Annotated in this window: 8 protein-coding genes; all 8 read right to left on the reverse strand. The window is 60.9% G+C overall.

The window, feature by feature from the left end:
- Positions 1-28 precede the first annotated feature (28 nt).
- The 8 genes from glgX to ACW4DH_RS08905 all read right to left on the reverse strand — a co-directional run bounded on the left by glgX (position 29) and on the right by ACW4DH_RS08905 (position 15913).
- Positions 29-2221 (reverse strand): glycogen debranching protein GlgX, encoded by a 2193-nt coding sequence (gene glgX, locus ACW4DH_RS08870; RefSeq protein WP_459636332.1) that lies wholly within the window; start codon positions 2219-2221, stop codon positions 29-31.
- A gap of 201 nt (positions 2222-2422) precedes the next feature.
- Positions 2423-3052, reverse strand: coding sequence for a DUF2934 domain-containing protein (locus ACW4DH_RS08875; RefSeq protein WP_459636029.1), 630 nt, complete (start codon positions 3050-3052; stop codon positions 2423-2425).
- 43 nt (positions 3053-3095) lie between these two features.
- Positions 3096-5879 (reverse strand): malto-oligosyltrehalose synthase, encoded by a 2784-nt coding sequence (gene treY / locus ACW4DH_RS08880; protein WP_459636030.1) that lies wholly within the window; start codon positions 5877-5879, stop codon positions 3096-3098.
- Entirely contained in the window at positions 5876-8005 is a 2130-nt protein-coding gene (malQ, locus tag ACW4DH_RS08885; RefSeq protein WP_459636031.1) for a 4-alpha-glucanotransferase, read from the reverse strand. The genes treY and malQ overlap by 4 nt, the downstream gene beginning before the upstream one ends.
- Positions 8002-9828 (reverse strand): malto-oligosyltrehalose trehalohydrolase, encoded by a 1827-nt coding sequence (gene treZ / locus ACW4DH_RS08890; RefSeq protein WP_459636032.1) that lies wholly within the window; start codon positions 9826-9828, stop codon positions 8002-8004. Before treZ ends, malQ begins: the two co-directional genes overlap by 4 nt.
- A complete protein-coding gene (locus ACW4DH_RS08895) occupies positions 9825-11117 on the reverse strand; it encodes an alpha amylase C-terminal domain-containing protein (RefSeq protein WP_459636033.1) in 1293 nt (430 codons plus the stop codon). The genes treZ and ACW4DH_RS08895 overlap by 4 nt, the downstream gene beginning before the upstream one ends.
- 244 nt (positions 11118-11361) lie before the next feature.
- Positions 11362-12960, reverse strand: coding sequence for a glycogen synthase GlgA (gene glgA, locus ACW4DH_RS08900; protein ID WP_459636034.1), 1599 nt, complete (start codon positions 12958-12960; stop codon positions 11362-11364).
- 679 nt (positions 12961-13639) lie between these two features.
- Positions 13640-15913 (reverse strand): mechanosensitive ion channel domain-containing protein, encoded by a 2274-nt coding sequence (locus ACW4DH_RS08905; protein ID WP_459636035.1) that lies wholly within the window; start codon positions 15911-15913, stop codon positions 13640-13642.
- Positions 15914-16030 lie beyond the last annotated feature (117 nt).

A 16030-nucleotide genomic window follows, 5' to 3' on the forward strand; every position in this document is an offset into this window, starting at 1 on the left:
CCGTCACTGAATCGGGGTTCGTAAACGATCAGGCTGCATCACCATCAGGTGTCGCAACCGTTTGCGGGACATCCAGCACCAGTTCCAGCAAGGCCAATGAACGTCCTTCCAGCTCATACTGCTCGCCGAACGCACGCCGACAGCTCGCCTCATCCAAGGCACGTGATGTATCCAGTCGGCACATCCAGCCACTCCCCCGCGGCACTTCGGGCAGGTGATAGCTCAACGGGTCGTGATGGGCATTGAACAGCAGCAGCAGGGTGACATCGGCACCGGCACGCCGTATGCCGGTGGGCTGGGCACGGCCGTCGAGCAGCACGCCGAGACTGCGCGCTTCGGGATTTTCCCAGCGCTCGACATCCATTTCCTCGCCATCGGGCGCCAGCCAGGTCACCTCCTTGAGGCCCAGCTCCTGGTTATATTCGCCGCTCAGAAAACGCCCGCGTCGCAGGATCGGGTAGCGCTGACGCAGCGACACCACATGGCGGAGATAATCGATCATTGCGTGAGCGTCACCGCTCAGGTTCCAGTCCAGCCAACTGATCTCGTTATCCTGACAGTAGGCATTGTTATTGCCCTGCTGCGTGCGCAGCAATTCATCGCCGGCCAGCATCATCGGTGTGCCCTGCGAAAACATCAGCGTCGCCAGGAAATTGCGAATCTGGCGCAGCCGTAGCTCCTGGATTTCAGGATCATCGGTGGGACCTTCCACGCCATGATTCCAGGACAGATTGTTGCTGTGTCCGTCGTTGTTATCCTCGCCGTTGGCCTCATTGTGCTTTTCGTCGTAGGCCACCGAGTCATATAGCGTGAAACCGTCATGCGCCGTGACGAAGTTGACCGAGGCAAAGGGTCGCCGACCACGCTGATCGAATAGATCGGCCGAGGCCGTCAGGCGAGTCGCCAGTTCGGGAAGTTGCCCTTCATCGCCTTTCCAGAAGGCCCGCACGGTGTCGCGAAAACGATCGTTCCACTCCGACCAGCCCGGTGGGAACCCCCCGACCTGATAGCCGCCGGGCCCGCAGTCCCAGGGCTCGGCAATCAACTTGACCTGACTCAGCAGCGGGTCCTGGCGGCAGGAATCGAGAAAGCCACCCCCCTCATCGAAGCCATGCGGCTCACGCCCGAGGATCGTCGCCAGATCGAAGCGAAAACCGTCGACACGCATCTCGTCTGCCCAGTAACGCAACGAGTCGGTGACCATCTGCAGTACACGCGAGTGGCTGAGATTGAGGGTATTGCCGGTACCGGTATCGTCGATGTAGTAGCGTTTTTCGTCCGGCAGCAGACGATAGTAGGAGGCGTTGTCGATGCCCTTGAGTGACAGGGTGGGGCCCAGTTCGTTGCCTTCCGCGGTATGGTTGTAAACAACATCCAGAATGACTTCGAGATCGGCCGCATGGAAACGCGCCACCATCTCCTTGAACTCGTTGATGTTGTCACCCGCCAAGTAGCTCGGATGCGGCGCGAAGAAACCTAGCGTGTTGTAGCCCCAGTAGTTTTTCAGACCTTTTTCGAGCAGATGCTGATCGTTGGCAAAGGCATGTATGGGGAGTAACTCCACCGATGACACCCCCAGCGAGCGGATGTAATCAATGATTTCGTTGCCCATCAGGCCGGAGAAGGTGCCGCGCAGAGGCTCGGGGACCGTCGGATGACGCATGGTGTAGCCGCGCACATGCGTTTCGTAGAGGATAGTCCGATCCCAAGGCACCTGAATCTTGCGCGAGCGTCCCCAAGTGAAGGCCGGGTCGACCACACGACAGCGAGGCATGAAGGGAGCGCTGTCGCGCTCGTCGAAGCTTAGATCACCGTCGGGATGACCGATGGTGTAGCCGAACAGCGCCTCATTCCAATCCAACTCACCGACAATCTGCTTGGCATAAGGATCCAGCAGCAGCTTGTTGGGATTGAAGCGATGCCCCTGCTCGGGCTCATAAGGGCCATGCACCCGGTAACCGTAGAGCAGACCGGGACGCGCATCGGGCAGGTAGCCATGCCACACCTCATCGGTATATTCGGGCAACTCGATTCGCTCGAGTTCCTGCTCACCGTCGGCGTCGAACAGACACAGCTCGACCTTGGTGGCATTCGCCGAGAACAGCGCGAAGTTCACACCCAGTCCATCCCAGGTGGCCCCCAGCGGGAAAGGCAAACCCTCCCGCACACGCGAGCGCTGCAAGACACCCGGCGCCTCGACGGAAGCCGCGGCCGTCTCCATCTCGCTACTCTTCTGGTCGTCGGCCAGCGCCTTGCTGTCGTTGAGAGTATCCTTGCTCATAGCGTTATTTCATCCCTGACAAAACGGTAGGCACCGGCATACGACCGATGCCTGAAATCAATACATGAAAAGTGCCCTGGATGCAGCTCACCAGGCGGCGTCGCTTTGCAAGCACGCCACACGCCAGCCTGGGTGATTTCCTCAGCCCTTGGGTTTGGTCTTGGGCGACGCCTTGGACGTCGATTTTCCAGAGGTGGATTTACCGCTGGCCTTGCCGGTGGGCTTCTTGCCACTGGCGCTGCTGGGCTTGCGGGTAGTCTTGCGCGGCGTACTCTTGCCGGGCACCTGAGCAGTGTCGGTTTCATTGGTCGGCGTCACGGTATCTTCGGTACGCCGGGCTTCCTCTTCGGCACGCTTGACGACCGCGGATCCCTCCGGCGACTCGGTAACCGGTGCCTGGGCAGGATGAGACGGTCCCTCGGGAGGTGCGTAATCCGACGCCACGCGATCATGAACCGGCACGTCATCCTGAGTCGGCGTGTCCTGGTACGGCAGATCCTCGAGATCGGGAGCTTCCGGCTCATCGAGCGGCAGCCGATTCTCGTCGATGCCCCGCTCGTCCGCTTCAAGCGGCAGGTCATCCTCCAGCATGTCCGGCTCGTCGTGACGCGGCTCTTCATCCTCCAGGCGAACGTTTTCCCCGGCAGTCCGCTCCGCGGTGACGATCTTCAGCGCCATGTCCCAGTGACGCTGCTGCGCTCCCTCGGGGCGCCCTTCGGATTCCCAGATACGGTATGCCAATTGGCGTATACGTTGTTCGTCGTCTGCCATCCTCTCGCTCTCCCTGTAACAAGTGATACATCCCATCGTTCATTCAGGACGGAGTGTCGTCGCGTACAAAAACTCCCACGGGGAGATCCGCCAGCACTTCCCCTGGTGACATCTCGCCTTCATCCAGGCGCAACGAGGCATTCGTCAAGATACTCCGCCACGAGCCCTGCATGGGCGCCGTCACCTGAAGGCGCGTGTCCTCCCAACATTGCGACGCTATACATGGCAGCGTAGCAGTCTTGAGCAAGACCATCGGTAGTCTCGGCACAACCACCAGTAATGACTGCGATCCCTGCTGACGCATGAAGGCCAATATGTGCTCGGCCCGTTCGCCTTCCACCTGTACGGGGACGTAGCTGCCCTCGGAGAACAGTCGGGAATAGCGCTGACGCAACGCCAGGATCCGGGTGATAATGGCTTGCTTGACGTGACCGTCCGGCCAGTGTGACAAGGCGTCTGCCGGTGTTTCCTGCGCTTGCAGGGCTGACTGGCGGGCGCGATAGTCGACCTCTCGGCGGTTGTCCGGATCGACCAGGCTGTAATCCCAGAATTCGGTGCCTTGGTAAAGGTCCGGCACGCCAGGTACGGTCAGACGCAATACCGTCTGCGTCAGGCCATTGACCGCCCCCGGCAGGTCCAGCAGCCGTGCGGCTCCGGCAATGTCGAGACGCAGGGTCGGATCCGTCAGCAGAGCTTCCAGGAAATCGCGACAGGCCGCTTCGTAGTCGTTGTCGGGCCATAGCCAATGGCTGCGCAGCTTGGCTTCGCGCAACGCCTTCTGCTGCCATTGCCCCAGACGCTCGGTAAAGCGCTGCATCGCCTGGGTATCGTCAGGATCCAGCTCCGGCGCCCAGGCCCCGAGCACCATTTGATACAGAATCAGTTCATCGCCCGCCGAAGGTGCCGGCCCCTGGGGCAGGTCGCGGCGCAGTGATGCCGCCAATCCCCGCCAGCGCTCGACGTGACGAGCGAAATCCTCGGCGAACTCGCTGATGACTGCCAGCCGGGCCCGCACGTCCTCACCGCGCTTGTGATCATGCGTTGCGGTCGTAATCAGTGTGTTGGGAAAGTGCCGCAGCCGCTCGCGACAGGCGGCGTGAAAATCATCCGGCGTACGGCTGAAATGCTGAGGGTCGAACCCCACGTCGTTGCGCGAGATCAGTACCGCACTGCGATAGCCGGCGGTATCCTCCACGGCCTTGGCCGCGACCGGCGAGGTCAGCTGTTGAAAGCGGGTAATGGCGCGCTGACGCAGCGAGCGGGCGCCGACATCGGCACAACCGCTCGGTGCCTCCCCCCCCAGCCAGCGTTCGAGCTGCTCGAGCACCGCCACGTCCGGTGGACTCAACTCGCCGCGCGCGCCGGCCATCGCCTGCTGGAAGAAGGGGGCGTCCTGTTCGGGACGTCCACCATCGTCGGCATAGGTGCGATACACGGGAAAGTGCACGATCAAAGCCCTCAAAGCCCGCTTGATCGACCCCAGCGTGATGTCGCGTGTCGTCAGATTGCAGCGAGCCAATTTCAGCAGTGCCCGGCTACAGCCATCGAATTCACTGGCCAAGGCGCTTTCGAGCATTTCATGCCGCGCCTGGCGCACCTCAACCAGGAAATTGGCATCGCGGCCGCTGACTGCGTGCCACAGCGCCTGCAGCGGCGCCGCTCCCTCAGGGTCATGCTGCAGCCCGGACACTTCGTTCATGAACTCGTAACCGGTAGTGCCGTCTACGCCCCAGTCCTCATGCAAGGTCTCGCCGTCGGCGAGAATCTTCTCGACATACAGCGCGACATGACGTGGCACCTCCGCGGGCCGCTTCTCCTCGAGCGCATTCAAACGTTCGCGCAGACGGCGGCAGTAGCCACCGGGATCGGCGAGCCCATCGACGTGATCGACCCGCAGCCCATCCACCCAACCGGCCTCGACGAGCTGAAACGCCAGAGCATGGGTCGCTTCGAACACCTCGGGCAACTCGACTCGCAGCCCTCCCAACTCGGTAATGTCGAAAAACCGCCGCCAGTTGATGTCATCGGAGGCCGTGCGCCACCACGCCAAGCGGTAACTCTGCCGCTCCAGCAAGGCATGCAGGCGCGTGGCTCCCGCCTCCTGACGAGTATCGAACAGCCCGAACAACCCCTCCAGCGCCTGCCGGGCCGCGTCTGCCTCCAGCGTTTTACGCAGTTGCTGACGCAGTTCGCCGACGGCAGTGTAGGCGTCCTGACGCGCCTGTAGCGCATCGAACTGCACCGCCACATCTCGCAGAGCGTCATGCTCGGCGTGGCGCAGAATGTCGCCATAATGGCGCGGGTCGATGGGAAAGCGATGCTCGTGATAGGCGATCTCGAAGCCGACCGACTCCGGCACGTAGTGCAACTCCAGCATCCCAGAGTTCAGCACCTCTTCATACGGTGCCCCCAGAAACGGCACCAGTAACTTACCGGCCAGCAGCGGATCGGGAGACAGCCAGTCGATGTCGAAAAACTCGGCGTAGGGACTCTGTCGTCCCCACCGCAGCACGTCCTGCCACCAGGGATTTTCCGAGCCGCCAACAGCGACGTGATTGGGCACGATATCCAGTATCAGCCCCATGCCGTTGGCGCGCAGGCGCGTGACCAGGCGCTCCAGGGCGGCTTCTCCGCCAAGCTCCGGGTCCAGGCGGGTCGGGTCGACACCGTCATAGCCATGCGTGGAGCCCGCCCGCGAAGCGAGCAATGGCGACGCATAGACATGACTGACGCCGAGCGCGGCGTAGTAATCCACCCAGTGAGCGGCATCGTCGAGGGTAAACTCACGATGGAATTGCAGTCTTATAGTGGCGCGAATGTCACTCATGCAGTGGGCTCCAGCGGCGTTTGTGCGGCCTGACGCGAAATGTCGCGGGCATGAGCCAATGCCTCGAGGCGCTGCTGGACCTCGGCGGGGGATAACAGATCCGCCGCCTCCGCCATCCAGCGCCGCCGCCAGTTGGGATGCTCATCAAGCGTACCGGGCAGATTGGCCTGCTCTTCAAGTCCCAGGACATCCTCCACCGGCAGCAATACCAAGGGTGCCGGCGTGCGCCCGATATGGCGAGCGCTGGCATCCAGGACGCGCGAGGCGGGAAAGTCCGCGGCCTCCAGCGTCTCGGGGCCCTGTTGGTGGCTGGTCAGCCCCAGCGTATCCGCCAGCTTGGCGCGGGCTTCGCGACGCGCCTGACGCTCACCGGCCTCACTCTGATCGTCGCCCAGCAACTCCAGACTGCTGCGCCAGTCAATATCCTTGCCCGCCCACCATCCGGCCACGGTCGGCAGGTCGTGTGTCGATGTCGTCGCCATGGCACCATTCGACCAGAATTCGGCCGGCAGGAAGTTCTCTTCTTCATCCTGCTCGAACCACAGCACCTGCATGCCGAGGATCCCTCGCGCCGTCAGTTGCTCACGAAATCCCGGTGCCACGGTCCCCAGATCCTCTCCGATAACGATGCCACGATGACGCCAGGACTCCAGCGCTACCAGCCGCAACATGTCTTCAAGCGGATAGCGCACATAGGCGCCCTGCCTGGGCGAGGCGCCATGCGGCACCAGCCACAGCCGCATCAGCCCCAGGATATGGTCGATACGCAGTCCACCGGCATGCTTGAAACTGGCACGCAGCATGTCGATGAAGCTGCGAAACCCCGAACGCACCAATCCATGCGGCGAGAACGCCGCCAATCCCCAATCCTGACCATGCACGTTGAAGGTATCGGGCGGCGCACCGATCGAGACACCTTCGAGCATTTCCGCCTGACGGCTCCAGGATTGACTTCCGGCGGCATCGGCCCCCACTGCCAGGTCGGCAATCAGCCCGATCGCCATTCCGGCATCACGTGCCGCGTTCTGGGCACGCGACAAGCCTTGCCCCACCAGCCACTGCAGGAAAGCGTAGAAGCCGACCTCATGCGGCTGTTGTTCGGCAAATCGCGCCACTTCGGGACTGGAGGGATCACGCAGCGCTTCCGGCCAGTCGCCCCAGTAGCCCTCGGGCCGATGAGCTTGTAGGGCCTCGAAACGACAGTGATCCTCAAGCATGGTGCCGCCCGCCTTGCGAAACGCCTCTAGCTGTCGGCGCAGCTCATCGGCCTGTTCATCACTACGCGCCATGACGTCGTCATACAGATCACGCAGCCACGTCAGCTTGGCCCGGCCCGCCGCCGGCCAGTCGAGACAATCATCGGCTTCGAGTCGACGCAGCTCGTCTTCCAGGCCACAACGTTTGACGGCTTGCTTGACGGAATCCTCGCCCACCTGGGACTCGGGAGCGGCATAAAGAACGTTGAGTAGCAACCGGCTGGACGGAGAGTAGGGACTGTAGCGGTCGGGATCATTGCTGAACATGGCATGCGTCGGGCTGATTGCCAATGCTGCGGCCCCCTGCTTGGCGGCCTTTTCGACAAAGATTTCCAACGCCAGAGCGTCGCCAATGCCTCCATCGCCGGGGCGGCGCAACGCATACAGTTGCGCCGCCATGCCCCACACCCGCGGGGCCGGTGTATTGCAGGCATCCGCAAGCGAAAAGCACTGCGGGGGTGCCACCGCCAGGGTCAGCTCCGCCTCGCCCACACGCAACTGGTGATAACCCGCCTCCGCGATGGCGGGCAATCGACCGTTGTTAGTCAGCGTTCCCGTACGTTCTTCTCCCGATTCGAGTGTCAGCGTGAACGGGGTGTCCGCAGGCAATTGTCCCGGCAGGTCTGTCGGCGTCTCACAGTCGGCAGTGATCAACGGTGGCCACTGCGCCGGCTCAGCGGGCTGCTGCCAGCGCTCAAGGCGCTTCAAGCTGTCATTCACGGCCGTGGCATCGTCGGCGGGAAAGCCCAGCACTTTCAGCAGCGTTCGCTGAGTCTCCTCTGACAGAGCACACGGATCGCCTGCGCTATCTTCCCACTCCACGACCAACCCGGCGGCCTCGGCGAGCTTCCTCAATGCGGCGTCGCTCATGCACTTACCTCTTCTTCACCAGGATTGCGCCGTAACCAGGCGACGGCCGAGCGCGGCGCCAAGGTGCCGCTCTCCGCACCGACCGCGACACCATCGGCGGTTTCATACAAACAGTGCCCGACGCCGAACCCGGAAGTGGCTACCGGTGTCTCGCTCAGGTTGAGCACGATCATCAGTTGGCTCTCGTCGTTCATCCGCCAGCGTGCCACAACGGCCTTGTCACCCAAGGCCTCGGCCCCCAGCGACACGGCGCCTTCCAGGCGCGGCACAATCTCGCGATGGCGTAACGCCAGCAAGGTCCGATAGCGTTGCAGCCAGGCGTCATGAGGCGGCTCGTCACGCCTGTCGAAGTCGGGCATGGAGTCATAGAACGTCTGCAGCGCGTTGGGATCGGGAATCTGCTGACGTGTCGCCTCATCGCGAAAGGCGCTGAAGTCGGCGAATTCGCCTCGCCGACCCTCGCGCACCGCATCGGCCAGCTCGTCATGATGTTCGGTGAAGAAGAGGAACGGTCGCTCCGAGCCCCATTCCTCGCCCATGAACAGCAGCGGCACCATGGGTGACAACAACAGCATGACCGTGGCGGCCGCCAATGCTTGTTGATCGGCGAGAACGGTCAAGCGCTCCCCCAGAGCCCGATTGCCGGTCTGGTCGTGGTTCTGCAGAAAAATCACGAAGGCAGTGGGCGATAGGTGCCCGCTGGGCTCCCCGCGGACATGTCCATGCCGGGAATGCTGGCCCTGGTAGATGAAGCCTTCGCTCAGACAGCGCACCAGCTTGGCCGTGGCGTCGTCGACGAAGTCGGAGTAGTAGCCCTCCTGCTCGCCGGTCAACAGCACATGCATGACATTGTGCCAGTCGTCGTCCCACTGAGCATTGAAGCCCTCGGGGTTGAGCAGACTGGCCGTATTGCCTTCGTTTTCGAGCACGAGATGGACATGACGTCGCGAGTCCACGCGGGACCGGATCTCATGGCCCATCTCGACCAGAAAGTCGCGCTCGCTGATGGCGTGAACGGCATCGAAGCGCAGCCCGTCAATGCGGTACTCCTGCAACCACATCAGTGCGTTGTCAAGGAAGTAACGGCGCACCGCCGGTTCGCGGAAGTCGATCGAGGGCCCCCAGGGGGTGGTCAGATCATCGCGAAAGAAGCTTTTGGCATAACTGGCCAGGTAATTGCCGTCCGGCCCGAAATGGTTATAGACCACGTCGAGGAATACCATCAGGCCGTGGGCATGCGCATCGTCGATCAGCGCCTTCATGTCGTCAGGACTGCCGTAGGACGCATCTACTGCGTAAGGCAACACACCGTCATAGCCCCAGTTGCGCCCGCCGGGAAACTCGGAGACTGGCATCAGCTCGATCGCCGTGACCCCCAGCGAGGCAAGATACCCCAGTTGACGGCGAATGCCCTCGAACCCGCCCATAGCGCCGATATGCACTTCGTAAAGGACGGTTTCATGCCAGGGCCGGCCCCGCCATTCGGGATGTCGCCATGCGTAACGCCGAGGGTCGATGACCAGACTGGGCCCACCGATATCCCCTTCCTGAGCCCGCGACGCGGGATCAGGCACCAAATTGCCCTCGTCATCGGCAGAACCGAACACCCGATAGCGGTAACGGGCGCCATGCCCGCAGTCCGCGTCGACTTCGAAACGTCCATCCTGCGTGGCCGTCATCGGCAACCCGGGGCGGCCTTCAATCTCGACGTTTACCCGCTGAACGCTGGGCGCCCAGAGTACAAAGCGCGTCTTCTCCTCGCTCAGTAGTTGCGCGCCGAAGGTCGGCGTAAACGTGGCTTGTGGAAGATCGTCATGCATCATGCCGGCCAATCTCCTTGCCGCAGTAACAATGTAGAAAGTGGGGGGAGCGTCAGTTCCACCGAGGCAGGATGCCCGTGGCTGGGCAGTAGCTGCGCTCTGACACCGTAGGCGTTGCCGACATTCGATCCGGCATAGAACTCGCTATCGGTATTGAGGACTTCACGCCAGGTCCCCAGGGCAGGAACGCCCAAGCGGTAATGGTGAAGCACGTTGGGCGTGAAGTTGGAAATTGCCAGCAACGGCGCCGTGCCTTCGGCTCCATAGCGCAGGAAGGCGATGACACTATTGGTGGAATCATCGCCCACAACCCAGGCAAAACTGTCGGGACGGCTGTCGCAATAATGCAACGCCGGCTCGTTGCCATAGACGCGATTGAGATCTGCGACCAGGCGCAACATTCCGGCATGGCAGGGATCATCGAGCAGTCCCCAATCTAGCTTGCCGGCCTGACGCCAGCCACGCCCCTGGGCAAACTCGGTGCCCATGCCGACCAGCTTCTTGCCCGGATGCGCCCACATAAACCCCAGACAGGCCCTGAGATTGGCGAAGCGCTGCCAAGTATCGCCTGACATGCGCCCCAACCAGGTGCTGGCTCCTTCCGCGGAGTCCTCGTCGACCAGAGGCAGCACGTAATGCGCATCGAAGGCTTCCGCCAGTCCGCCGATGAGGACATTGTGATAGGCGCCGCGCGCTTCGGGAGGCTGGCTCAGATACGCCAGGGTAGCCTGCGACCAATGCGTATTCCAGGTCAGGGCCCGGGCAGGCGCCTGCTCTTGCGACATGGCGGCAGGCAGGTGATCCTCGGTGAACAACAACACATCGGCATGACGCTCTGCGATCGACTCCAGCAAGAGCCTGAGCAGCGGTTCCGCTGCTTCGTCGCCTTGCGGCGCCACCTGCATCAAGCGCAGCCCATCGAGATGAAAGCTTTCCAGCCAATCGAGCGCCTGCTCGAGCGCCTGAGATTCAGACAGCGGTGTCTCGGGTGGCGCCAGCGGCCATTCGACAATAACCCCGATTCCACCTTCGTGACAGGCATCGATGAAGCGGGCAAATGCCAGGCCGGCGCCCTCCTCGTCCATCCCCTTGATTTCGACATGGGTAAAGCCCAGATCCGCAACATAGGGCACTAGCTGGGCCGCCAGTTCCTCCCACCCTAACGGTTGTCCCCGGGAGTCGTGGCGCCAAGCCTTGGTATACAGACGATAAATGGACAGTGGTGATACCAAGGGATCATCACGCCAGCGCTGGCGCAGCCAGACTGCGTCATGCCAGCGGTGAGAGGCCACTTTGGATCGCTGGGGACGGTCCCCGGATGGCGAGCAGGCTGCGCCTGATGCGTGAAGCGCCGCGGCGTCCGCCCCTAGGCTTGCGTCGGCCTCCTGTAATGGATCATTCGGTATGCTCACCGATGACCTGAGGGGGAAATGACTGGTCATATCCACGTTCCTTGCTCATGTAACCCATTCCCGCGCCGGTCATTGCATACGCCAGCCCGCTTTCCATGTCCCGGCATGATGCCACGACGTTCCGTTACCCTACGGCCGATACGCTGACGTCTTCCACTTCGTGGAGCACCTTTTGGTATAGCTGGCTGTAGGGCTCGATGGATTGACGCCAATGATAGCGCCCCGCCATTGCCGCACGCCGCATGGCGTAAAACAGGTCGGTGGCATGGAAGACAGTCATGGCCCGCTGAATGGCGTGCATGTAGCTTTCGAGGCTCATTTCATCGAACAGGAAACCGGTGACGCCATCCTCGATGGTATCCGCCAGACCGCCGGTCCGGTGGGCAATCGGCAAAGAACCGAATCGCTGAGCGTACATCTGGCTCAAACCGCAAGGCTCGAAGCGCGAGGGCATCAGCAGGAAGTCACTGCCGGCGTACATGCAGCGGGCCTCGCCTTCATCGAAGCCGATGTTCACCCCGATGGCACCGGGAAAGCGCGCTGCCAGATTGCGCAGCGCATTCTCCATCGCACGCTCACCACGGCCGATGAAGACGATCTGGCCACCGGCACGAACGATGGACTCCGCCATGGCGATGGTCAGATCCAGGCCCTTTTGATGGACCAGGCGTGAGACTACGGCAAACAATGGACCATTACTGATGGCCAGGCCGAACATGCGCCGGACATGCTCGGCATTGGCCCGCTTGCCACGCCAGTCATTCATGGCAAACGCCTGGGCAAGATGGCTATCAGTACGCGGATCCCAGGAATCGTCGATTCCGTTGGGAATGCCACTCAGACGCCCCTCGGCCGCCTTGCATCTCAGCAGGCCATCAAGACCACAGCCAAACTCGGACGTGGTGATCTCACGCGCATAGGTAGCGCTGACAGTGGTGATGTGCGAGGCGTATACCACCCCGGCCTTCATGAAGGATATCTGGCCGAAGTATTCAAGGCCCTCGATGCAGAAGGCGTCCTCGGGGATCCCCAGCACGTGACAGCGCGAGACGTCATATACCCCCTGGTAAGCCAGGTTGTGGATGGTAAAGACGCTCGGCACCGGGATGTTCCGCCAGCGCAGATAGCCAGCCGCCAAGGCGCTCGGCCAATCGTTGAGATGCAGCAGCTGGGGGCACCACTCGAGTCCGGCATCCCCCGAAGCGATATCTGCCGCAGCCAACGCCAGCCGGGCGAAGCGAATGTCGTTATCCTCCCATCCGATCCCCATCTCGTCGCAATAGGGGCTACCGACACGCTCGTAGAGTTCGGGACACAGCAACATATAGACAATCAGACCGTCGCTGCAGGTCACCCGGCCAATATCGCAACTCGGCAGTCCGGCATAGGCGGGAAGTTGACCGATAAGTTGAATATCATGATCGGAATCGATCATTTCACGGTATGCGGGTATCAGCACACGTACATCGTGGCGTCCCCTCAGCGCCCGCGGCAGCGCCGATGACACATCTCCCAACCCGCCGACTTTCACGAAATCGGCCATTTCCGAGGTTACGAACAGCACACGATAGCTGTCATCCCCCTCACCCCTGGCTGTCACTATATTGGGAGGGCGCCGATCATAGGAAACAACAGCTTCCGCATCCTGTACGGCACTCACGGGCTGTTTCGCCACGCCGATATCTGAAACTGGGGTAATGCCATGCAAAGCCACACTGCCCATGATCGACCTCCCTGCTCGACTTACATGGTCAACGACGCCCTCTCGGGACATCTATAACATTGTTTAAATAAATATTTCGCTTTCGTCACCGCCATCCCTGACATGAAAGTGGCTGGCCGCTCGAGCGCTATACTTTCCTAACTATACCTACTCAATTCATCGCTCATGCTTGTATGTTCTGCTGCTTGACCAAGGCGCAGTTTTTCACTCCGTTTACTTGTAGAATAGACGCATATTATCTTTTCCGCGATGTAGCGAGGCGCCAAGCTTCGTCATTGAGTAAGACTCTCGATAATCCAGCGGCTCAGCTGTAAAAACCTCTATCGGCCAGACGATGCTACTCGCCAATTCTTGCGGATAAATTACCAGTCACCGAGAGAGTAACACATCTAATTAAATTGTATTATTTGTAACAAAATGCGTACTTTTATTTCATATAAATAAAAAACGCTGTTTCTAGTATTTCTTCCATAGCATCAAGCATTTCAGCCACAGTTTCGTCTTGACACATGTCAAATACATTAAGAATTTAACTCCTCATATGTAAAACCTTCACACTCAGATGCTTGTCTATTAAGTCTTGCCAAAGATAGCCCGACAAGGATCACGTCAGAATACGCGCAATAGGGACCTGTACAAGATTGTTTTTTTAATCTTGCTACAGGTGTTTTTGTCCCGCCTAAGGAAAGGCGGAACGATCCGTTACCGATGTCTCTTGCGGATCTTGTTCCGCGTTTGACTCCTGACGATGCTGCCCGTCCGGGGCGTTCTCCATGCTCACACTCATGCGAGGCATCGCCAAATCCTGACCATCCTCTTCGAGACGCTGCTTGAGGCGCAGATTGAAAGCGCGGGCCACATCCCACTGCATGATCGGCGCGGTTCTCATGCGTACACGCATGATAGCCGCCCCCTGGTCGAAGCTCTCGATCCCCTGCACCTCCAGCGACGACCAGATGTGATGACGCATCATGGGATCCTGACGCAACTTGTCCGCGACATCCCGCGCAAGGGCCACGGCGTCATCGACCCTCATGTCATGCGGGACACGGATACGGATCAGGGCAATCCCGAATTCGCGGGAGAAGTTCTGGATGCCTTTGATCTGACTGAAGGGAATGATGTGCACGATACCGTCGAGATCGCGCAGACGTACGGTTCGCAGGCTGAGACGCTCCACCGTTCCCATATGCCCACCCACATCGACGAAGTCATCGATCGACAGCGAATCCTCGATAAGGATGAAGACCCCGGTGATCAGATCCTGAACCAAGGTCTGGGCACCAAAGCCGATGGCCAGGCCAATGACCCCGGCCCCGGCCAGCAACGGAGTGACATTGACACCGAGATTTGCCAGCCCGGCGATCGCCGCAATCACGATAATGGTGACGAAGATGACATTGCGAATCATCGGCGTGATGGTTTGCGCGCGGGCACTATGCACTCGACGCCCACGCGTTCTGGCCGAAGCGTTCAAGGCGCGCTGGATAGCCGTATCGGCAAATATCCATGCCAGCCAGGCCAGCAGTACCGTGACGCCGATGCCCAGCAGTGCCTGTCCGATGCGCGCACTGATCGTCCCTTCCGCGCCGATCCCCACCAGCGAAAACCCCCACACGCGCAGCGACAATTCGGCGAAAATGGCCCAGAACACGCAATACGCCAGCGTATAGCCGAATCGCTCAAGGCGCCGGCCGTACTCCGTTCTACGTTTGCGCCGGTTTGTCCTTTCGCTGTGACGCAGCAGGACACCATTAATGACCAGCGTCAGCACCAACAGCGCGGCGCAGATAATCGCCCGCGTAAAAGCCCGATCGGCCTCGCCAGCGGAAAAGAAGATAGCAGCCAAAGAGGCGCCAATCAGCAGCAGGGCCGGTACGTGCCAGAGCCGGCCCACCACGGTCACCACTTCATAGCGGGTAGACTTGCCTCGGCGCTGCGTATAAGGCCGGTTACGGATCAGATGCTTGACGGGGCGCTTGACTCGCAGCACCAGGAAGCCGCCCATAATCGCCGCCAGCGCGTTGGATAATACCGATAGCCAACTGGCAAGATCCGCCCCCAGTTGCTCTATTAAGCGTTCACTGGTGGCCGCATCGCCCAAGGCCGCCAAGGCCCCGATAATGAACAGCCGGCTGAGCGCCTTTTGGCGCAGGATCGCAACAGCCACCCGCCGATGGCCTCGTGTAAACAAAGAAACCACCACCTCGAAGACCACCGACAGCAAGCGCCCGCACAAGGTGATATAGGCCACGACCAGCACACTGACCCGAGCCGCACTGCGCACCTCCAACCAACGCAGAGCGGTGAGCATGACCAGAAAGGCCAGCATCCAAGGCAATAGCTTGCGCAGGAAATGCTCAGCCAGCATCCAGGCACGCGGCTCCGGCGGCAGTGTACGCGGCCAGTCGTAGCGCCTGGCCAACAGCCGCCCACCGCCCATCATCGTCAACAGCAATCCGGCCCAGATGGCGAACAGCACCGCCATCTGGAATACGTCCTGCATCAGTTCCGTCCGGCTTGCCGAGGCGAACAACGACTCGACGTCATCACCCGCTCTCTGCGAGCGTTGTGCCCAGATATCCAGCGGGGTCTGCCCGGCCTCTACCTGCTCCCCATAATCGGTAAACGAGTCGGCTAGCGCCCCCAGCAGCCCCTGACGCGGCGCGGTGCCTTCCTCCTGGCTTGCCGATTCGGTGGCCGAACGTAGCTCCCTGAGCTTTGACAGCAGCTCGCCCCGCTGCGCATCGTCCTCCAGGGTGCTGATAACCTGATCGAGGGATGCCTGCAGCTCCTGAGGGCTCTGTTCGGCCTGCTGTCCGCCGGCATCATTTCCGCTGTTGCCGTTAGGCATCGATAACGCTCCCTGCGCCTGGGCGACGAGAGGCACCAGCATGATCATAATCAGCAACGCGATAATCGACCCGGCGATCCGGGTACGCGAAAACGGCATGCCACCTCCTGCAGCGAAAATTCCATTATCACCAGACTGCCTCCTGACAAGGTCGAAGCCAAGCCTGAAGGCAACTTCGACCCACGAATGCCCCCGCTTGCGGCGGCTCCCGAACCT

Source organism: Halomonas sp. WWR20 (assembly GCF_054602495.1).